Source organism: Kerstersia sp., from assembly GCF_052103615.1.
In the GTDB taxonomy this organism is placed as follows: Bacteria; Pseudomonadota; Gammaproteobacteria; order Burkholderiales; family Burkholderiaceae_B; genus Kerstersia.
This window is the reverse complement of record NZ_JBQEKA010000051.1, coordinates 1-21,733: the sequence shown is the minus strand read 5'-3', so window position 1 is coordinate 21,733 and position 21,733 is coordinate 1. Positions and strand designations below refer to the sequence as shown.

Annotated in this window: 11 protein-coding genes; 4 read left to right on the top strand and 7 right to left on the bottom strand. The window is 62.9% G+C overall.

Features of this window, described 5'->3' with window-relative positions; all coding sequences use genetic code 11:
- Positions 1-293: 293 nt before the first annotated feature.
- Positions 294-2,879 (top strand): bifunctional aconitate hydratase 2/2-methylisocitrate dehydratase, encoded by a 2,586-nt coding sequence (gene acnB / locus ACTJGZ_RS11165; RefSeq protein ID WP_441662994.1) that lies wholly within the window; start codon positions 294-296, stop codon positions 2,877-2,879.
- Positions 2,880-2,977: 98 nt separating this feature from the next.
- Here acnB and ACTJGZ_RS11160 read toward each other — a convergent pair whose 3' ends face one another.
- The 6 genes from ACTJGZ_RS11160 to ACTJGZ_RS11135 all read right to left on the bottom strand — a co-directional run bounded on the left by ACTJGZ_RS11160 (position 2,978) and on the right by ACTJGZ_RS11135 (position 12,780).
- A complete protein-coding gene (locus ACTJGZ_RS11160; protein ID WP_441662993.1) occupies positions 2,978-4,018 on the bottom strand; it encodes a metal-dependent hydrolase in 1,041 nt (346 codons plus the stop codon).
- Positions 4,019-4,150: 132 nt separating this feature from the next.
- Positions 4,151-5,491: an extracellular solute-binding protein gene (locus ACTJGZ_RS11155; protein ID WP_441662992.1), complete on the bottom strand. Its 1,341-nt coding sequence runs from the start codon at positions 5,489-5,491 to the stop codon at positions 4,151-4,153.
- 14 nt (positions 5,492-5,505) lie between these two features.
- Positions 5,506-6,762, bottom strand: coding sequence for a D-amino acid dehydrogenase (locus ACTJGZ_RS11150; RefSeq protein ID WP_441662991.1), 1,257 nt, complete (start codon positions 6,760-6,762; stop codon positions 5,506-5,508).
- 193 nt (positions 6,763-6,955) lie between these two features.
- Complete coding sequence (locus ACTJGZ_RS11145) at positions 6,956-8,002, bottom strand: CDP-6-deoxy-delta-3,4-glucoseen reductase (protein WP_441662990.1); 1,047 nt, start codon at positions 8,000-8,002, stop codon at positions 6,956-6,958.
- A 450-nt stretch (positions 8,003-8,452) separates the two neighbouring features.
- Entirely contained in the window at positions 8,453-10,753 is a 2,301-nt protein-coding gene (gene parC, locus ACTJGZ_RS11140) for a DNA topoisomerase IV subunit A (RefSeq protein ID WP_441662996.1), read from the bottom strand.
- Between the two features lie 29 nt (positions 10,754-10,782).
- Positions 10,783-12,780, bottom strand: a complete 1,998-nt coding sequence (locus ACTJGZ_RS11135) for a DNA topoisomerase IV subunit B (RefSeq protein WP_441662989.1) — start codon at positions 12,778-12,780, stop codon at positions 10,783-10,785.
- Between the two features lie 209 nt (positions 12,781-12,989).
- Here ACTJGZ_RS11135 and trxA point away from each other — a divergent pair, with 209 nt between their 5' ends.
- Both trxA and rho read left to right on the top strand, forming a co-directional pair.
- Positions 12,990-13,316: a thioredoxin TrxA gene (gene trxA, locus ACTJGZ_RS11130; RefSeq protein WP_441662988.1), complete on the top strand. Its 327-nt coding sequence runs from the start codon at positions 12,990-12,992 to the stop codon at positions 13,314-13,316.
- 116 nt (positions 13,317-13,432) lie between these two features.
- Entirely contained in the window at positions 13,433-14,689 is a 1,257-nt protein-coding gene (rho, locus tag ACTJGZ_RS11125) for a transcription termination factor Rho (RefSeq protein WP_441662995.1), read from the top strand.
- A gap of 197 nt (positions 14,690-14,886) precedes the next feature.
- Here the strand turns inward: rho and ACTJGZ_RS11120 are convergent, their stop codons facing one another.
- A complete protein-coding gene (locus tag ACTJGZ_RS11120) occupies positions 14,887-18,588 on the bottom strand; it encodes a YhdP family protein (RefSeq protein ID WP_441662987.1) in 3,702 nt (1,233 codons plus the stop codon).
- A 269-nt stretch (positions 18,589-18,857) separates the two neighbouring features.
- On the opposite strand from ACTJGZ_RS11120, the gene glnE reads away from it, so the two are divergent.
- Complete coding sequence (glnE, locus tag ACTJGZ_RS11115) at positions 18,858-21,728, top strand: bifunctional [glutamate--ammonia ligase]-adenylyl-L-tyrosine phosphorylase/[glutamate--ammonia-ligase] adenylyltransferase (protein ID WP_441662986.1); 2,871 nt, start codon at positions 18,858-18,860, stop codon at positions 21,726-21,728.
- The last annotated feature ends 5 nt before the right edge of the window (positions 21,729-21,733 follow it).

The window sequence follows — 21,733 nt, the reverse complement described above, 5'->3', positions numbered from 1 at the left end:
GATTTCCTCTCTGCCTTCCCTATCTGTTTTTCCGGCCCTGCCTGGCAGCGCGGCCAGAGCCGCACTAAGCCGCCCTGAGCCGCCTTCCAGACCGGCGCCGCAGCCCCGGCAGGCCTGCGGCGCATTGTGTCATACCTCCCCCGGAAACGCGCCAGCCCCCGCCCCGACTCCCCCCGCCCGCCGCCACAGCAAATGCGAACCAGTCTTATGTCTTATATAAGACTATTGCAGCCCCCAGCCTTTTCCCATTACAATAGCAAGTGTTTCAAGTCACTTTTTGCAGGCAAATAACCATGCTAGAAGCCTACCGCCAACACGTCGCCGAGCGCGCCGCCCTGGGCATCCCGCCGCTGCCGCTGTCCGCCCAGCAAACCGCCGGCCTTATCGAATTGCTGAAGAACCCGCCTGCCGGCGAAGAAGCGTTCCTGCTGGAGCTGATCACGCACCGCGTGCCGGCCGGCGTGGACGATGCCGCCAAGGTCAAGGCCTCTTATCTGGCCGCTGTCGCCCACGGCACCGAAGCGTGTCCGCTGATCGACCGCGCCCACGCGGTCCGCCTGCTGGGCACCATGCTCGGCGGCTACAACATCAGCGCTATGATCGAACTGCTGGACGACGCCGAAGTTGGCGCGCTGGCGGCCGAAGGCCTGAAGAAAACCCTGCTGATGTTCGATGCCTTCCACGATGTGCAGGAAAAGGCCGAGAAAGGCAACGCCAATGCCAAGGCCGTGATGCAAAGCTGGGCCGATGGCGAATGGTTCACCAGCCGCCCGGAAGTGCCGGAAAGCATGACCATCACCGTTTTCAAGGTGACTGGCGAAACCAATACCGACGATCTGTCGCCCGCCCCTGACGCCTGGAGCCGCCCGGACATCCCGCTGCACGCGCTGGCCATGCTCAAGAACCCCCGCCCCGGCATCGAACCCGATGACGCTGGCAAGGTTGGCCCCGTCAAGTTCCTGGAATCGCTGCAAGAAAAGGGCCACCTGATCGCCTACGTCGGTGACGTCGTCGGTACCGGCTCCTCGCGTAAATCCGCCACCAACTCGGTGCTGTGGTTCACCGGCGAAGATATTCCCTACGTGCCCAACAAGCGCTTTGGCGGCGTCTGTCTGGGCGGCAAGATCGCCCCCATCTTCTACAACACCATGGAAGATGCCGGCGCTCTGCCTATCGAACTCGATGTCTCGCAAATGGAAATGGGCGATGTCATCGAACTGCGCCCGTATGACGGCAAGGCTCTGAAGAACGGCGAAGTCATCGCCGATTTCAAGGTCAAGTCCGATGTGCTGTTTGACGAAGTCCGCGCTGGCGGCCGCATTCCGCTCATCATCGGCCGCGGCCTGACCGCCAAGGCACGCGAAGTGCTGGGCCTGCCGCCCTCCACGCTGTTCCGTCTGCCGCAAAACCCAGTCGATAGCGGCAAGGGTTTCTCGCTGGCGCAGAAGATGGTCGGCCGCGCCTGCGGCCTGCCGGAAGGCCAGGGCATGCGTCCGGGCACCTACTGCGAACCCAAGATGACCTCCGTGGGCAGCCAGGACACCACCGGCCCCATGACCCGCGACGAGCTGAAGGATCTGGCTTGCCTGGGCTTCTCGGCCGACTTGGTGATGCAGTCCTTCTGCCACACCGCCGCCTACCCCAAGCCCGTGGACGTCAAGACGCACCACACGCTGCCTGAGTTCATCAGCACCCGTGGCGGCATCTCGCTGCGCCCCGGCGACGGCGTGATTCACTCCTGGCTGAACCGCATGCTGCTGCCGGATACGGTTGGCACTGGCGGCGACTCGCACACCCGCTTCCCGATCGGCATCAGCTTCCCCGCCGGTTCCGGCCTGGTTGCCTTCGCTGCCGCCACCGGCGTCATGCCGCTGGACATGCCGGAATCCGTGCTGGTTCGCTTCAAGGGCAAGATGCAGCCCGGCGTCACGCTGCGTGACCTGGTCAACGCCATTCCGCTGTATGCCATCAAGCAAGGCATGCTGACGGTTGCCAAGCAAGGCAAGAAGAACATCTTCTCCGGCCGTATCCTGGAAATCGAAGGGCTGCCCGAACTGAAGGTCGAACAAGCCTTCGAACTGTCCGACGCTTCCGCCGAACGTTCCGCCGCAGGCTGCACGGTGCGCCTGAACAAGGAACCGATCATCGAATACATCAACAGCAACATCGTGATGCTGAAGTGGATGATCGCCAATGGCTACAAGGACGAGCGCAGCCTGGCCCGCCGCATCAAGGCCATGGAAGCCTGGCTGGCCGACCCCAAGCTGCTGGAACCGGATGCCGACGCCGAATACGCGGCCATCATCGACATCGACCTGGCTGACATCCATGAGCCCATCGTGGCGTGCCCGAACGACCCGGATGACGTCAAGACGCTGTCCGACGTGGCTGGCGCCACCATCGACGAAGTGTTCATCGGCAGCTGCATGACCAACATCGGCCACTTCCGCGCAGCCTCCAAACTGCTGGAAGGCAAGCGCGATATCCCGGTCAAGCTGTGGGTGGCGCCGCCCACCAAGATGGATGCCGCCCAGCTGACCGAAGAAGGCCACTACGGCGTGTTCGGCTCTGCTGGCGCGCGCACCGAAATGCCGGGCTGCTCGCTGTGCATGGGCAACCAGGCGCAAGTGCGTGAAGGCGCAACGGTCATGTCAACCAGCACGCGTAACTTCCCGAACCGTCTGGGCAAGAATACCTTCGTGTATCTGGGCTCCGCCGAACTGGCCGCGATCTGCTCGCGCCTGGGCCGCATCCCGACGAAGGAAGAGTACATGGCCGATATTGGCGTCATCAATGAAAATGGCGACAAGATCTACAAGTACCTGAACTTCGATCAGATCGCCGACTACAAGGACGTCGCAGACAGCGTCAGCGTCTGAGATCACGCCGGTGCCCGCAGGCAGCCCTGATCACAAGGCTGCCTCCCGAAAAGCCATGTTCAATCCGAACATGGCTTTTTTTCTGCCCGCCGGAAAAACTAAAGAAAGCGCTGCATCCAGGCTTGCAATGGCAGCGGCGGATCCTGCCGCCAGATACGCTGGAACAGCAGCCCCAGCTCTGCCATTCCGGGCGTTTCCTTATCCTTCCAGTTGCTGGGCACGACACGCTGCCATTGTCCCTGAGCGTCCTGCCTGGCCATTTCAAACCGGAAGGTATAGCTGCCTGCCACCCCCATGCGCAAATCTGTCACAACCAGCGCATCGCCCTGCTGGTCATAACGCAGCCAATCATCGGTGAACCAGCGCAAACGCTGATGCAAGGGATCTGCCTCCAAGGCTTGCGCCAGCGCCAGATTCAGCGGCTGGCGCAGCAATTCTGGCGGCGCTCGGTCAAACAGGCTGCTAACCGCTTCGTAATATTCTCCCTCTGGTGTTTTGGCCAACACCCGCCAAAGCAAGGTATTGAACGGCATGGGCACGCCGCGCAAGGCCGTGACCGCTATCCCCTGCGCCTGCAGTTCTGCCGTCACACGCTGCTCGGCCACCATCCGGCTGACGCAGCCAAAACCGAGATACAAGCTGCTAAAAATCAGCGCCGCTGCCATCAGCCGCCTGGCGCTTGGCGTACATCCCCGCCAGAAGCCATACAAGACCCCGGCCAGCAAAGGCAGGGTATAGACAGGATCAATGATGAACACCCCTGACCAGCTCGCCGGCACCAGCGGCAAGGGCCAGAATAGCTGCGTGCCATACACCGTAAACGCATCCAGCAAGGGATGAGTGACCAGCACCAGCCACAAGGTCAGGAACAGCCGGCGCCAGCCATAGGGCGCCTGCGGCCAGCGCCAGCGTATCAGGGCAGTCAGCCCGGCCGCGAGCGCAGTCAGCACAAACAGGGAATGCGAAAAACCCCGGTGATAGGTCATCATCGACACCGGATCCGCATAGCGGACCAACACATCCAGGTCGGGCAGCGTTGCCAGCGCCGCGCCGTACAGCAGCGCCCGGCGCCCCTGCCAACGCCCCAACAGACTGCCCTGCAGTGCCCCGCCCAATACCGCCTGCGTCAACGAATCCATTTTTTTCTTCTCCCGCTCGCCTGACATTTTCCAGGGATAAAAAAACGGGAAGCCGGCCTGAACCACGCTTCCCGTTTCAGACCGACCTGTTGCAGCCGGCCTCGCTTGCGGAGCCTGACGCTCCGCAAGACCTTACTTCATCAAGGCATTGCTTTGACGCACGGCGTTTTGCAGGGCTTCCATCGCCGGGCGCTGGCCCGACAAGGCTGCTGTCAGCGCATCATTGAGCACGACGGCGACCTGCGGGTAATTCGGCAGACGGAACCCCCGGCTGGCCACGGTAGGTGCGCTTTCCAGCGAGGCGATCAGCTTCTGCGTGCCCGGAATCCGGTCATAGAAAGAGACATCCGCCGCCAGGAAAGCCGCTTGCGTCAGCGGCAGATAGCCGGTTTTCTGGTGCCACTCGGCAGCCACCACCGGGGTCGCCAGATAGGCCAGGAAGGCGGCAGTCGCAGCATCGGAACCACGCTCATGCCCCTTTAGCGCCCACAATGCGCTGCCGCTGATAAACGGTTTGCCGGGCTGTTGCGTGACCTGTGCATAGTAAGGCAGGGGCGCCACGCCGAAAGACAGCGTATTGGATGCCAACAGTTCGCCCAGCGCGCCCGACCCCGTGGTCAGCACGCCGCAACGGCCGCGCGCAAATGCCAGATTGGCTTCTGTGTCGTTGGGGAACTCGGTCATCAGGTGGCCGCGCTTCCAGCTCGCCATCAGTGAGATATGGCGCATATAGAGCACATCGAAATTCAGGCTGGGCTTGCCCCGGCCCAAGCCGTTATCCGCCGTGGCATACAGTTTGCCGTTGACCGGCGCCAGATTTTCCAGGTGGACGGTCAGCGGGTCGCCTGTCGCATAAGCGCATTGCAGATCGGTGCGCTCATAGAGCTGAGCCAGCTCATTTTGCAGGTCGGGCCAGGTGCGTGCCGGTTGGGCGGGATTCAGCCCCGCTTTGCGGTAGGCATCCATGTTGTAAAACATCACCGGCACTTCCGCCATCCATGGGAACGCCAGCAGGCGGCCGCGGCCATCACGCACGAAGCTGCTGGCCTGCGGCAGGAACCAAGCCTGATCGCGGATAGGGTGAGACGCCAGCAATTGGTGCATGGGCAAAATCGCCGCATGTTCGGCAATGACTTCCGGCGAATGCTGGTCGCTGATCTGCACCAATTGCGGCGCGTACTTGCCCGCGATGGCCATCGCGGTTTCCCGCGCCAGATCCTCTTCCCCGTTGAAACTGCGCAACACGACCCGGACATTGCCCTGGCTCTTGTTGTAGTCGGCGGCAATTTTGTCGAATTCAGCCTGATTACGGCCTGTCAGCGTGTGCCAGACCTGCACTTCCTGCGGCGCGGCCCAGGCCACGGCAGACCCCGATACACCCAATGCCAGCGCCAGCGCCTGGGGCAAGCGACGCATCGCCTGCAGCACACGGCCAGATAACAAGCGGCCAGAAAACTCTTGTTTGATACTCATAGATGACTCTGACTTTAAACGCCTAGAAAGGGGAACTCGGGTTCGGGACGACGGCCAGATACGATATCCGCCAGCGCCCGGCCCGAACCAGCACCCATGGTCCAGCCCAGTGTGCCGTGCCCGGTGTTGAGATAAAGATTGGCAATGCGTGAACGGCCGATCAAGGGCACATTGGAAGGGGTCGCAGGACGCAGCCCCGTCCAATACGCCACATTGTCGAAATCCAGCGCATCGGGGAAGAGTTCTCGCGCTACCCGCGTCATGGCTTCGCAGCGCTTATTGTTTAGAGAACGCGAATACCCAGAAAGTTCCGCGGTTCCTGCCATGCGCAATTTATCGCCCAGGCGGCTGAACACGATCTTGTGGCCGCTGTCGGTCAGGCTGGCCGTGGGCGCCAGTTCCGGCGTCGTCACCGGGAAAGTGGCGGAATATCCCTTGGCCGGATACACCATGCAGCGCACGCCCAGCGGACGCAGCAGCTGCGGCGAAAAACTGCCCAGCGCCACGACAAAGGCATCGGCGCGCACGATCTCGTAATGGCCTTCGGGCGCGATAACTTCCACACCGGTAATGCGGCCCTGCTCGCACAGTAAACGCGTGATCCGCGTCGAGAAACGGAAGTTGACACCGGCAGCCTCGGCGCGTTGCGCCAGCGCCGCCGTGAACTTGTGCACGTCACCGCTTTCATCCTCGGGGGTGTAATCCCCCCCGACGATCAGATGGCGGCTATGCGCCAGCGCCGGTTCAATCTGCACGACTTCGTCGGCGGAGACCACACGGCGCTCCACGCCAAAGTCGCGCATCATGCCCGCCGCTTCCTGGGAGTCGTCGAACTCTTCCTGACTGCGATAGAAATTCAGAATGCCGCGTTCGAGATGGTCGTATTCAATGGCAAGCTCGCGCCGCAGCTCGCGCAGCGTGCTGCGGCTGTATTCCGCCATCCGCACCATGGCGCGGATGTTGCGCGGCAAGCGCGAAGGCAGGCATTCCCGCAGGAAGGCCGCGCCCCATAGCCACTGATGCCAATCCAGCTGCGGGCGGAACAGCAGCGGCGCGTCATCCTTGAACAACCATTTGAGCAGTTTCAGCGGCGCATGCGGATTGGCCCAAGGCTCAGCATAGGAAACCGAAATCTGGCAGCCATTGGCAAAACTGGTTTCCTGTGCAGGCCCCGTACTGCGATCGAGCACCTCGACCTCATGGCCTGCCTGACGCAGCCACCAGGCGCTGGAAGTGCCTACCACTCCGCTGCCCAACACCACAACTCTCATGCTGTTCCCCCGTTTCCCAGGATGCAAACCTTGCTGCGCGCGCATCACTATGGATGTCCCGCGCGCGCCTTGACTCTAATCGCCCCAGCCTTCAGACGATAATCACTGAGTGTAACGCTCTGGCTGCCATCCCGCAGCCATAAAAAACCACTAGATGGCCCCCCGCCCGCCGGCAATGCTGCCGGCAAACCGCTCAAACCTGCAAAGCGGCTAGATCGGCGGCATTCGTAAAGGCATCCGAAAAGAAATGCGCTTCATGCAAGCCGCCGCGTTGCTGAAAATCACGCCTGGCGGCCTCCACCATGGCAGGCGTGCCACAGGCATACACCTGCCAGCCTGACAAATCCGGCAGATCCTGCAATACCGCGGCATGCACCCAGCCTGTCCGCCCCTGCCAGCCGTCTTCGGCCCTGGCATCGGACACCACTGGAATATAAGAAAAACCTGGTATCTGTTCCGCCCACTCGCGCGCTTTCGCATCGTGATACAGATCGGCCGGCCTGCGGCCGCCCCAATACAGGCGGACTTCACGCCGCAGACCGCAGGCTCGCATATGCTCCACCATCGACTGCACTGGCGCGAAACCGGTACCGCTGCACAGCATGACGATAGGTTCATCGCCCTCTTCCCGCAGGAAAAATGACCCTTGCGGCCCTTCGATGCGCAGAATTTCCTTCACACGCATTTGGGTCGCGCCCGCGCCAAACACATGGTCGGTAAACACCCCGCCGGGTACATGGCGCAAGTGCAATTCCAAGGTCTTGGACTGCCCCGGCGCGCTGGCCACCGAATAGCTGCGCCGGATGCCATCCTTCAGCAGGATGTCCACGTACTGGCCTGCGTAATAGCGGAAGTTTTCAGTCGCGGGCAATTGCAAGGTCAGAATGGCCACATCCGCCGCCGGCCGCTCCATGGCCATCACGCGCACCGGCAGCTTGCGGACTTCAATATCCGTCGCCAGCCGCACCTGGTGAGATTCAATGACCATATCCGATGCCGGCGTCACCTGGCAGAACAGCGTATAGCCCGCCGCAATGTCCGATGCCGGCAGGCTTTGCGCCACGGCGCCGCCCGCTTCAAAATCGCCGCTGATCACCTTCCCCTTGCAACTGGAACAGGCCCCGTTGCGGCAGCTGTAAGGCAGCACAATGCCGGCTGCCAGCGCGGCATCCAGCAAGTTCTGGCCTGCTTCCGCGGAAAAAGCGTGATTGGCGGGAATAACAGTGATGTGATGTGACATGAACAGAAATCATCCATACCCGCCCCGCCGCCCGGCAGCCGGCGCGGGCAGGGCAAGGCAGACTTGAAACGGCATGCCGCAGCATGATGCCCGGCGTCTGTTGGCCTGAATGTCGAGCGGCCCTGATAGAGAGCCATCATGCATGGGCGGCTCCAATGCAGGATGGCCTTAATGCAGGATGGCCCGCAGGTTAGCTCTAATGCAGGTTAGCTCTAACGCGGGTTAACTCTCACGCAGGGCGGCGCTATGACAGGCTAGCTCTCTTTATGGCGGCATGGAGGCGCAGCGGCCTTGATACAGCCGCCGTGGCAGCATACCGCCTCCTAGCGCCTCCGACCGCCTATCCCTGATTCTAGTCTGTCCGCCTGCCCGGCGGCCAGACTCAGGCCCGGCAATCAGGCTCTCCCCGCGCAGCGCCTGCCGGCGCAGCATAAGAAGGGCCCCGTTTGCTTACAGCCCCTCCTCGTCCTCCACCGCCCACAGGCGCGGCTGGCGCGGCCGGACATCGAGCTGGCGTCCTTTGCGGGCACGTTTGCCCAGATACGCCAACAGGCCTTCGCCCGCGAGGATATCTTCCACTTCCTTCTTGCGATAGATACCTGACAGGCGCACGCCCCCTTCACCGGCGGCGACGATCTGGGCCAGGCTATCCTTGGCGTCCAGGCCCATGAGGATGGTCCCGCGCCCGCCTGCCGCCAGCTTTTTCACTTCCGCCAGTTCAATCACCAGCAGACGTTCCTGCTCCGACAGCAAGGCCAGATACAAGGCTTCCGGCGAACAAGGCACAGGCGCCAGCAGGCTGTCGCCCTTTTCGATCGTGACATAGTGCTTGCCGGCGCGCTGCCGGCTGGTGGCATCCGCCAGTTTGATCTGGAAGCCATAGCCGCTGGCGCAGGCCAGCACCCAGCGGCTGCCGGGCGCGCCGGCAAACATATGGATGATGCGGCTGCGCGGTTCCAGCTCGATCATGCTGGTCACCGGCGCCCCGTCGCCGCGCGCCGAAGGCAGACCAGAAACAGCAATGGTGTAAGCCCTGCCGGTATCGCTCAGCGCGATCAGAGTGTCCGTCGTCCTGCACTCGAAGGCGCCGTACAGCGCATCGCCCGACTTGAAGCCAAATTGCCCAGCATCGTGGCCATGCCCCTGGCGGGCGCGCAGCCAGCCCTGCTGCGACACAATGACTGTCACCGGCTCATCGAGCACCTTGGCTTCCATGACCGCGCGCTGTGCAGCTTCGATCAAAGTGCGGCGCTCATCGCCGTAAAGCTTGGTATCCGCCTCGATTTCCTTGACCATGGCACGCTTGAGCGTGGCTTCATCGTCCAGCAAGGTCTGCAATTTTTCCAGTTCCTGGCGCTTGTCGGCCAGTTCCTGTTCGATCTTGAAACCTTCCAGGCGCGCCAGCTGGCGCAAGCGCATTTCCAGGATGTCATCCGCCTGGCGCTCGCTGAGCTTGAAACGCGCCATCAGCGCGTCGCGCGGCGTGTCGGAATCGCGGATGGTCTGAATCACCGCATCCACATCCAGATACACCACCATGCGCCCTTCCAGCACATGAATGCGGTCCGCGACCTTGTCGCGCCGGAATGCCGTGCGCCGAATCACGGTTTCACGGCGGAACGCCAGCCATTCCGTCAGGATTTCACGCAACGAACGCTGGCGCGGCCTGCCGTCCAGGCCGATGCACACCAGGTTGATCGCCACATTGCCTTCCATGCTGGTACGCGCCAGCAAGGCAGTGGCGAATTCCTCGCGGTCCACACGCGAGGATTTAGGCGCGAACACCAGCCGCACCGGCGCATCCTTGCCGGATTCGTCGCGCACGGTATCTAGCAGGTTCAGCATCAAGGCCTTGGTCTGCTGCTGCTCGGCGCTTAGCGCTTTTTTGCCGGTCTTGGGTTTGGGGTTGGTCAGGTCCTCGATTTCTTCAAGCACCTTTTGGCCAGACGTGCCCGGCGGCAATTCCGTCACCACCAGTTGCCACTGGCCGCGCGCCATTTCCTCATAATGCCAACGCGCCCGCGCTTTGATGGAGCCGCGCCCCGTGCGGTAGATCTGCGCAATATCTTCCGGCGGCGTAATGATCTGGCCGCCACCGGCAAAATCCGGGCCAGGCACCAGCGCATACAGATCGTCGTCCGTCAGGCTGGGCTTTTTCAGCAAAGCCACGCTGGCGCGCGCCACCTCGCCCAGGTTGTGCGACGGAATTTCCGTCGCCATGCCCACGGCAATACCCGAGGCGCCATTGAGCAGCATGACAGGCAAACGCGCAGGCAACATCAGCGGTTCCTGATAGCTGCCATCGTAATTGGGGCCGAAATCCACCGTGCCTTCGTCAAGCTCATCGAGCAGCAGTCGCGCAAACGGCGTCAGCCGCGCTTCGGTATAACGCATGGCGGCCGCATTGTCGCCGTCGCGCGAACCGAAGTTGCCCTGGCCGTCGATCAGCGGATAGCGCAGCGTGAAATCCTGAGCCATGCGCACCAGCGCGTCATAGGCCGCCTGGTCGCCGTGCGGGTGGTATTTACCCAGCACATCGCCCACCACACGCGCCGACTTTACCGGCTTGGCGCCTGACTGCAGGCCCATGGCATGCATGGCATACAAAATGCGCCGCTGCACCGGCTTCTGCCCATCGCCTACCTCAGGCAGGGCGCGGCCGCGCACCACGGAAACGGCATAGTCCAGGTAGGCCTGCTCGGCATACAGCCCGAGGGTCAGATCGCCATCCGGGTCCTGGTTGTCATCCATGCCATCGAAAGTTTGCGTGAAATCGTCAGTCATATATCCAGCTCGGCCAGGTTGCCTTTATCTTCGATCCAGCTGCGGCGCTGCGCTGCCTCGCCCTTGCCCATCAGCATATTGAACATGCGCCGGGTATCCTCACGCCCCAGCGGGCCATAGGCCACACGCTGCAGGCGCCGGGTATCCGGGTTCATCGTGGTCTCCCACAAGTGCTCGGGGCTCATTTCGCCCAGGCCCTTGAAGCGGCTGATGCGCCAGCTGTCTGCGCCCACGCCTTCTTTGCGCAATTTTTCCAGCAGGCCGTCGAGTTCGCCCTGGTCCAGGCAATAAATCTTGCGCGCCGGGCGCTTGCCCTGAGCCGGCACATCGACCCGGAACAGCGGCGGCCGGGCCACATAGATATGCCCGGCTTCCACCAGCCGGGGAAAGTGCTTCAGGAACAAGGTCAGCAGCAGCACCTGGATATGCGAGCCATCGACGTCAGCATCCGACAGAATGCAAATACGCCCGTAGCGCAGGCCGGAAAGATCCGCGTCATCTTCCGGGCCGTGCGGATCCACGCCGACCGCCACGGAAATGTCATGAATTTCATTGTTGGCAAACAGCCGGTCACGCTCGACTTCCCAGGCGTTGAGCACCTTGCCGCGCAAGGGCAGCACCGCCTGGAAGGCTTTGTCACGGCCCATTTTGGCCGACCCGCCGGCCGAGTCTCCCTCCACCAGGAAGACCTCGGTGCGCGAGACATCGCTGGACTCGCAATCGGTCAGCTTGCCGGGCAAGACCGCCACCCCGGAACTCTTGCGTTTTTCCACCTTCTGCGCGGAACGCACACGCGCCTGCGCCTGGCGGATGGCCAGTTCCGCCAGCTTGCGACCATATTCCACATTGGAATTGAGCCAGAGATCCAGCGCCCCTTTGACAAACCCCGAGACCAGCCGGACCGCGTCACGGCTATTCAGGCGCTCCTTGATTTGCCCCTGGAACTGCGGGTCCAGCACCTTGGCCGACAGCACGAAGCTGGTGCGGGCGAAGACATCCTCAGGCAGCAGCTTGATGCCCTTGGGCAGCAAACCATGCAGCTCCACAAATGACTTCACCGCCTGAAACAGGCCATCGCGCAGCCCCGCTTCGTGCGTGCCGCCAGCCGAGGTCGGAATCAGGTTGACGTAGGATTCCCGCGCCACCTGGCCTTCCACCGTCCATGCCACCACCCAGTCGGCGCCCTCGCCCTGGGCATGGTGCTCGTCATCCGGCCCGGCGTATTCGGCGCCCTCGAAAAAAGGCACCAGCAGCTCTGCGCCATCCAGCGCTTCAGCCAGATAATCATGCAGGCCATTTTCATAGCGCCAGGTGGTCACCGCGCCGGTTTTTTCCACCTTGAGCACGACCTTCACCCCTGGCAGCAAAACGGCTTTGCTGCGCAGCAGGTGCGTCAGTTCATTGAGCGGAATCGTGGCGCTGTCGAAGTAGCTGCTGTCAGGCCAGAGCCTGACCCGGGTGCCCGACTTCTTGCGGCCAGCCGCTGGGCAAGGCGCCAGCGGCTCTATCAGTTCGCCGCCGGCAAAGGCGATGCCATGCACGCCGCCTTCGCGCCACACTGTCACTTCCAGCCGTGTGGAGAGCGCATTGCTGACCGACACGCCAACTCCGTGCAAACCGCCGGAGAAGGCATAGGCGCCGCCGTCCTGCTTATCGAACTTGCCCCCGGCATGCAGACGGGTAAACACTAGCTCGACCACCGGCGCCAGCTCCTCGGGGTGCATGCCGACCGGAATGCCGCGCCCGTCGTCTTCGACCGTGATGCTGCCGTCCAGATGCAGGGTGACCTGGATCTGCTTGCCGAAGCCTGCCAGCGCTTCATCGGCTGCGTTATCTATGACTTCCTGGAGGATATGAAGCGGGTTCTCGGTGCGCGTGTACATGCCCGGGCGCTGCCGTACCGGCTCCAGTCCTTTCAGGACGCGGATGGATGCTTCGTTATATCGCGGTGTCGCCACGCAATTGCTCCGACTACTGTGGAAAAAAACAGACATTTTAAGGAAAGTCGGCGTCTTGCGCTCTTTTACATGCCAAACTTGTCCTCGTTCGCCCGCCAGCAACACTCGGCGCGCCTCTCCGGGCCATACCGGCTGCCAGAAGGCACGATACAGTGTTATGCTCACAGCTATCAGTATCACCTTATTCATGGGAAACCCAAACGGCTTGGCGCCCAGCCCAGTCTTTCCCGCCAAGAGAATCCATCATGAGTGAAGCCATCAAGCACATCAGCGACGCCAGCTTTGACGCTGACGTCCTCAAGTCATCCCAACCCGTCCTGGTTGATTACTGGGCCGCCTGGTGTGGTCCGTGCAAAATGATCGCCCCCATCCTCGAGGATGTTGCCCGCGACTTTGCCGGCCGTCTGACGATCGCCAAGCTGAACGTTGACGACAACCCTGAAAGCGCTGCCAAGTATGGCATTCGCGGTATCCCGACGCTGATGCTGTTCAAGGATGGCCAAGCCGTCGCGACCAAGGTCGGCGCCGTCTCGAAAGCCCAGCTGACCGCTTTCCTCGAAAGCTCGCTGTAATTCGCAGTCACGGGGCCGGCCGCATGGCCCGCCCCGACGCGCTCGGCGTCTTCTCTCGCCGGCCAGCACCCTCTTACGAACAAGTCCTTTCTTTCCATCCCCTCTTTTCTCCGCTCATGCACCTGAATGAACTGAAGGCGCTGCACGTCTCGCAGCTGCTGGAAATGGCCGCGAGCCTGGATATCGACAACGCCAACCGGCTCCGCAAACAAGAGCTGATGTTCGCCATCATGAAGCGCCGTGCCAAGCAAGGCGAGCAGATCTTTGGCGATGGCGTGCTGGAAGTGCTGCCTGATGGTTTCGGCTTCCTGCGTTCGCCCGATACCTCCTATTTGGCCAGCCCTGACGATATCTATATTTCGCCCTCGCAAATCCGGCGCTTCAACCTGCATACCGGCGACTCCATCGAAGGCGAAGTCCGCGTGCCCAAAGATGGCGAACGCTATTTCGCCCTGGTCAAGGTTGACCGCGTCAATGACCAGCCGCCCGAGGTGCTCAAGCACCGCATCATGTTCGAAAACCTGACGCCGCTGCACCCGGATCAGCCGCTGCGCCTGGAACGCGACATCAAGAGCGAAGAAAACCTGACGGGCCGCATCCTGGATGTGTTCGCGCCTATCGGCAAGGGCCAGCGCGCGCTGGTCGTCGCCAGCCCGAAGTCGGGCAAGACCGTGATGATGCAGCATATTGCCCACGCCATCACGGCCAACTACCCCGACGCTTACATGATTGTGCTGCTGGTCGATGAGCGCCCCGAGGAAGTGACGGAAATGCAGCGCACGGTGCGCGGCGAAGTGGTCGCCTCGACCTTCGACGAACCCGCCACGCGCCACGTCCAGGTCGCTGAAATGGTGATCGAAAAGGCCAAGCGCTTGGTCGAAATGAAGCGCGATGTGGTCATTGTGCTGGACTCCATCACCCGCCTGGCGCGCGCCTACAACACGGTGGTGCCGTCCTCCGGCAAGGTGCTGACCGGCGGCGTGGACGCCAATGCCCTGCAACGCCCCAAGCGTTTCTTCGGCGCGGCGCGCAACCTCGAAGAAGGCGGTTCGCTCACCATCATCGGCACGGCGCTGATTGAAACCGGCAGCCGCATGGATGAGGTGATCTACGAAGAATTCAAGGGCACCGGCAACTGCGAAGTGCACCTGGAACGCCGCCTGGCGGAAAAGCGCATCTACCCGGCCATGAACCTGAACAAATCGGGCACGCGCCGCGAAGAGCTGCTCATCAAGGCCGACCTGCTGCAAAAGGTCTGGGTGCTGCGCAAGTTCATCCACGAAATGGACGATGTCCAGTCCATGGAATTCATCCTCGACAAGATGCGCAAGACCAAAAACAATGCCGAATTCTTCGACATGATGAAGAAATAAGACACGCCCGGCCCAGCGCCAGCGTTCTAAAAGCCAGCCAGGCGCTCTGCCAGGCTGGCTTTTTTATTGCCGCTGCCGCGGCAAGCGCTTAATCTGCCCGTTCACTTGGCTGTCTGGCCGTTGTGCTGTCTGGCCGCTTTTCCGCTTTTCTCCTTTTTCCCTTTTCCCCTGTTGCGGTTTAGCCCCGCCCTCCGGCGTCAATGCCCAGTCTGGATATAGTCCAGTTCATCGGCACGGCTGACGGGCGTGGCAGGTTTTTCCGCTTCCAGCGCTTCCACCTTGGGGTCATTCCAGCTGCCCGTCACCTCGTATTCCAGCCGCAGCGCACGCGCCAACGGGTCCTTCAGCAGCCATTGCGCCAGAAAGGTGCCCACCCCAACCACTGGGTTGATGACAAAGCCCACAGCCACCGAAGCGCCGCTGACATCCAGGTTCGGGGTCACCACCGCGCGCAGGTTCCAGGTCTGTTCCACCAGGTCGGTGCCGCCATGCAGCACGACCTCTGCTGCCGGGCCATCCACGGTCAAGGTTTTAATATCCATTTCCGGGCCATTGAGCTGCACGGAACCGGTAATGCTGTCGAACGGGAAACCATCCTTGAAGGCCTCTCCCGGACGCGCTTCCAGACTCAATACACGCGACAAGGATTGCAAAGACAGGATTTCCAGCACTCGCGCGCTGCGCGAACGCATATGCACGAAACGCCCCTGCTCCAATTGCAGGGACACCGCGCCACTCAGGTTGCGGCCTTCCTGGCGCCAGGGGAAATCCAGCCAGCGCATACTGGCCGCCGCCTTGCCGCGGCCGCCGCGCACCGTGTCGTCCAGCCCCCAGACATCCAGCCATTTGCCCAGGTCACTAACTGCCGAATTCAGGTTCAGGGCCAGACCGCGCCCCGGCCCTTCGACCTGCCAGTTCCCGGTGGCGCTCACGACTGCGCCGTCCTGGCCCAGGACCAGACTATCCAGCCCCCAATCCCCCCGCGCATTGCGGTTCTTGCCACGCATCTGCAATTTGCCCAGCGCCCGGCCGCGCCACGATAGCACTTTGACGGAAACATCCAGATCAGGCAAGCGGAACGCAGATGAGACCTTCCATTCGGCCGCTTCGCCAGCGCCTGTCACTTCAGTCTGGTGCTCGGGCGCAACAGGCCAGGACAGCCGCTCGAACTCCGCCAGCAGCACCGGATGGCGCGCCTGGGATGCTAGGCGCCAATCCAGCTGCCCGTCCAGCTCATCGCCCTTTACGCGGATGCGCCAGCCGCCGCGCGGCTGGCTATCAGCCGCCAGCTCGACCTGATTCCACTGCGCCGCAAAAGCATGCACCCGCTGCGCCGCCAGACGCACCTGACGCAAGGCTGGCAACAAGGGCCTGCCGCTGTCCTCGCCCGCATCAAAATCCGTGATCACCTGATCCCAGGCGGCCCAATCGAACTCCGGCATGCGCAGATCCAGCGCCATGCCGCCGTCCGGCATCTTCAGCGCCGATCCGTCATCCGTCAGCAAGCCACGCCAGAAATAGCTGCCAGGCCGGGCTGGGTCCCGTTCCAGACGCAAGGCGCCAATGCCACCAATACGCGCTGCCAGCACCTCCCCGTCTCCGGCAGTCTCAGGCATCCAGGACAGCGCGACAGACCGGCGTGACTGCGCTGCTTTGCCCAGCGGCGCGGGGAAATTCAGGGTGGTGCCCTGCAGGCTGCTATCCACTTGCAGCCAGACCCGGTCCCGGGCGTCCATGCCCAGCCTGGCGGCGTACGGAATCATGCCGCCAAACCGGCTCACGGCGGCAGCAGGCAACCAGCGCGACAGGCTATCTGCAGCCAAGGCCCCCTCTATTTCCAAGGCTGCGCCGATATCACTGCTAGAAAGACGCCCGCCCAGGCTGAAATCGCCCCCCAGGAAATGCCCCTTGAGCGCCCTGGGCGCAATCCCGTCATTGTCAAAATCCAGCTGGCCGCTAAGCCCTGAGAACACCGGAATTTCCGGCATGATTTCGACGCTGCCACCCTGGAAGGTCAAAGCGCCCTGCACCTGGCTGTCCACACTGTGCATGATGGGAATTCCCAGCTTGAGGTCCAGCCCCAAACGGCCTGTGGCGCCTACCTGCGGCAGCAAGGTATGCCCCAGGATCTGCCCCAGCTCCGAATGTTTCATCAGCGCCAGGTAGTTGCGCGCGTCGCCAGCCAGCGTGGCTTCGACCTTCAGATTCGCGGCCTGCCGGTACAGATCCGTCATGCTTGCCAGCGCCCGGCTCACGGCTACCTGGTTGGATGGCCCCGTCACCATACTGCCCGAGTCCAGCTCCAGATTCAGGACGTTCTGCAGCAGTTTCAAACGGCCGCTGGCCTCCGTCACGGCAGGCCAGCCCTTGTCCCGGCCATGCGGCGGCGCATAATCCAGATGCAGCCCCGACACATCGCCTGCCAGCTCGAAGCGGGTTTGCGCATCGGCTGCGGTTTCAAACGGAAAATCATCCAGATTGCCCAGCAGCCGCAAAGTCCCGTGCTGAAATTGCCCGGCCTTGAAAGCTGCCGCCAGCCACCCTCTGGTGTCTGGCCCCACCTCCAGCGGGAAATACCGGTGCAAAGCCGGCAGGGAAAGACGCGCGATTCCGCCCTGAAAATCCGCCCAGCCCGCCTCACTGCCTTCACGCTGCTGCCACTGGCCCTGCGCCTGAAATGCCAGATCCTCGTTGACCAGCGCCAGGCGCCGCACCAGCGCCGACCATCCGCCGCCTGCCGCGCCCGCCTCTCCGTCCGCATTCTCGTCCGCACCGGCCCCTGCGCCTTGCAATTCAAGCACGGCGCCAGCCTGCGTCAATGGCAATTGCTGGTCGCCGAACTCTGCCGGCCACCATAGTTCGGCCTGCTGCAAGCTGGCATCCACATACAGGCGTTGCGCCGGTCTGGCTGGCACCATCCAGCCGGGCAGCGCCCCGGCGCTTTTCGGCCACACGGCGGCCGGCGCGCCATCAGTATAGAAATGCGCCGCCCCTGCCCGCAAGGCCGCCGCTTCCCCTTGCCAGGCGAAATCCTGCGCCTGCAGATCCAGCACAACATGATCCAGCCTGCCGTCCTGCACCAGCGCCCAGGCCTGGCCCGACACTGTGCCGCGCTCCAGCCCGGCGGCGCGCACAGGCAGCCAGGCCGACCAGCGCTCCAGATCCACCCCTGTCACGGCGGCATACAAACGCGCATCCCAGCGCGGCTGATTGGATAGCGCTTCAAACCAGCGCCTGTCGAACTCCCCCCGCAAGTTCAGGCTGCCCGCTTCACCCGAAGCGCCAGCAGGCAAACACGCGGACAGGCCAAACGCATGATGGGCGAAACGATTCAGGAAACGAGCCTGCACTGCGCTCAATAGCAATTCAGGCGCATCGGGGTCATGCAACTCGTCGCGCCAGCGCACCACGGCATCCCGCACCACCCATTCACGCTGTTTGCCCAGCCAGCGCAACACCCGTTCGCTGGCGGTCGGGTCGTCCGACGCCGCCTGCCCTTGCGGGCCTGCCAGCAGTATCCTGCCCTGCGCGTCACGCCTGACCGAAAGATCCAGGCCCTGCACTTCCAGGTAGAGAAATAAAGGTTCCCAGTGAATCAGGCTGCGCCAGGACATGACCGCCTGCGCTTGCGGCAGGCTGAGCACCTCGCCATCCTCGCCCTGTATGCGCACCCCGGAGAGCGCCAGCCGGGCATTCAGCCCACGCCAATCGGCACTGACATGGCCAATCTCGACTTGCGCCCCCAGGGCGCGGGACGCCACCCGCTCAATCGCCGGGCGGAACTCATCGACCTGCGGCAGCACGGCATAGCGCACGACCACCAGAACGCCTGCGGCCACCAGATACACTGACAGCAACAGCCAGAACAGCACATGCAGTAATTTTCTTAACCGGCGCAATGCAGTCCTTCCTCGCGCATGGTTCCTCTTGTTGTATTCTGCTCAGAGCAAAAGCGTCGCCGGCCCGCGCACCGGCACGCTCCCTGGCCGGCAACGCCGCATCCTGCAGGACGCCGCGGCACGGGCAGGGTTGAATCGTCGTTTCGTTGGATAATCAATCATTATTGCAATCGTGCAATAGGTACATTAGACATCAGAAACTGCTTGCGTTCCCGGTGCGGAAGCAAGCAAGCGTTTCTGCGGCGCTGTCACAGTCTCGAGTTTCGTTCATGACCGACCCTTATTCCCCCTCCGTGAATTTGCCTCGCGAGGCAGCCGCCAGCCCGAACGATGCGGCTGCGCAGCAAGCCGCGCTATCCGCCACACTATCGACCGCAATATCGGCCGCGCTGGCCTGGTCGGAATATCTGGCGCATCGCCTGCAGGCCCAGCCCGGCTTGCAGGCCCAGATCGAGACACTTGCCGCCGCTCCCGTCAGCCGCGCGGTCATTGCGCACCAATTCCAGCTGCTGGCCGGCGCGCCCGCCAGCACCGTTCTGGAACCCGAAACTGCCAGGCGTGTGCTGCGCCAATTGCGCGAACGTATTTTCTGCACCCTCATGGTCAGGGACATAGGCGGCCTGGCAGCCCTGGAAGAAGTCACCCAGGCCATGACGGCCCTGGCGGAACTGGCGGTCGCCACAGCCTATCGCACCATGATGGCGGAACTCACCCGTATCCATGGCGTGCCGCGCGACCCGGCCAGCGGCGCGCCCCAGGAAATGATCATCGTCGGCATGGGCAAGCTGGGCGGCGAAGAGCTCAATGTCTCTTCCGATATTGACCTGGTCATGCTTTACAGCGAAGAGGGTGAAACGGATGGCCCCCGGCGCCTGAGCCACCATGAGTTCTACGGCCGCCTCACGCAGCGCATGATGCCCATCCTGGCCGACAACGATGTCCACGGTTATGTTTTCCGCACCGACCTGCGCTTGCGCCCGGATGGCGATGGCGGCCCGCTGGCCTGGAGCCTGGAGGCCCTGGAACACTACCTGCTGCGCCAGGGCCGCGAATGGGAACGCTATGCCTGGCTGAAGGCGCGTGCCCTGCCCGCGCGCGCCTTCCCGGACAGCCAGCTTGATGAGCAATGGTGCCAGATGGAAAGCCTGCGCATTCCCTTTGTGTACCGAAAATATTTCGATTTCGACGCCATTGCCGCGCTGCGCGCGCTGCGCGAACGGATAGGCACGGACTGGAACCGCCGCGCCCATGCGCGCAATGGCATAGAAGCCAGCCACAACATCAAGCTGGGGGACGGCGGCATACGGGAAATCGAGTTTGTGGTGCAGCTGGCGCAATTGATGCGCGGCGGGCGCCAGCCAACCCTGCAGGAACGCAATCTGCTGCTGGCGCTGCAGGCAGAGCAGGATGTAGGCGTTATCCCCGCCGAAGAAGGCCAGCAGCTGGCGCAGGCCTATCTCTTCCTGCGCCGTACCGAGCATATGCTGCAATACCGGGCCGATGAGCAAACCCACTTGCTGCCGGCAGACCCGGCGCGCCTGCAGCAGCTGGCGCAAGCCATGGGCATGGGCGCCGCCGACTTCGATGCCGCGCTGGCGCGGCACCGTGCCAATGTGACGCGCATTTTCCAGGATGTCTTTCACCTGACCGGCATCGGCCGCGCCGTCGCCCCTGGCAGCGATAGCGACAACCAGGATGACCGGCCCGATATCCAGGAAACACTGGAAACGCTGGCACACCAGCATTTCCCCGACCAGGCCGAGAGCCTGTTGCAGCGCATCCGCGCCATGCTGGGCGGGCACCGCATGCGCAGCCTGCCTGCGCTCAGCCGCGAACGGGTGGAACGCCTGCTGCCCGCCGCGCTCGAAACCGCCGCGCGCACCGACGCGCCGCACGACGCCGCCGTGCGGCTGCTCGACCTGATCGAACATATTTCGCAGCGCAGCGCCTACCTGGCCCTGCTGGCGGAATACCCGGAAATTCTCACACGCGTGGCGCGCATTGTCGGCGCCAGCCCCTGGGCGGCGCAGTACCTGACCCAGCACCCCTTGCTGCTCGACGGCCTGATCGACTGGCAAACTCTGTCCGAACCGCTGGATGTGCCGCAAATGGCGCAACAGTTGCACACGGAACTCGATGCCTGCCTGCTGCCCGACGGCATGCCCGATGTCGAACGGCAGATGAACCTGATGCGCGACACCCAGCGCCAGGCCAGCTTTCAATTACTGACTCAGGATCTCGAAGGCACCCTCAGTGTCGAAACCCTGGCCGATCAGTTGTCCAGCCTAGCCGATGCCTTGCTGGATGAAACCATCCACCGCATCTGGCCCATGGTCAAACGCGCCAGCGTCTTGCAACAACCGCGTTTTGCCGTGATTGCCTACGGCAAGCTGGGCGGCAAGGAACTGGGCTATACCTCGGACCTGGATCTGGTCTTCATCTACGAAGACCCTGACGACAATGCCGCAGAACAATATGCCCGCCTGGGACGGCGGATGACCTCCTGGCTGACCACCATGACCTCGTCGGGCCGTCTCTATGACGTTGACCTGCGCTTGCGCCCGGACGGCGATGCGGGGCTGCTGGCAGTTTCCTACGATGCTTTCGCGCGTTATCAGCGCGACCACGCCTGGCTCTGGGAGCACCAGGCGCTGACGCGGGCGCGATTCGCCGCCGGTGATGCCTGCCTGGGCGAACGGTTCGAAGCGCTGCGCCGGGAAATCCTGCTGCGGCCGCGCGACCCGCAGACGCTGGCCACGGAAGTCCGCGCCATGCGCCAGCGTATCAGCGACGGCCATCCCAACCCCACTGCGCTATTCGATATCAAGCATGACCGCGGCGGTATGGTGGATATCGAATTCATCACCCAGTATCTGGTGCTGCGCCATGCCTGCGAACACCCGGCGCTGCTGGACAACCTCGGCAATATCGCCCTGCTGCGCATCGCTGGCGAGCTGGGCCTGTTGCCGCCCGAACTGGCCCGCCAGGCTGGCGACGCCTACCGTGTCATGCGCCGCGTTCAGCATAATCTGCGTATGCGCGGCGACGAAAAAGCCCGGCTGCCCGCCGGGCAGATGGCCAGCGAACGCGCCGTGGCCGAACATCTCTGGCAAACCGTGCTGGGCCCCGAACGCCCCTAACCCTG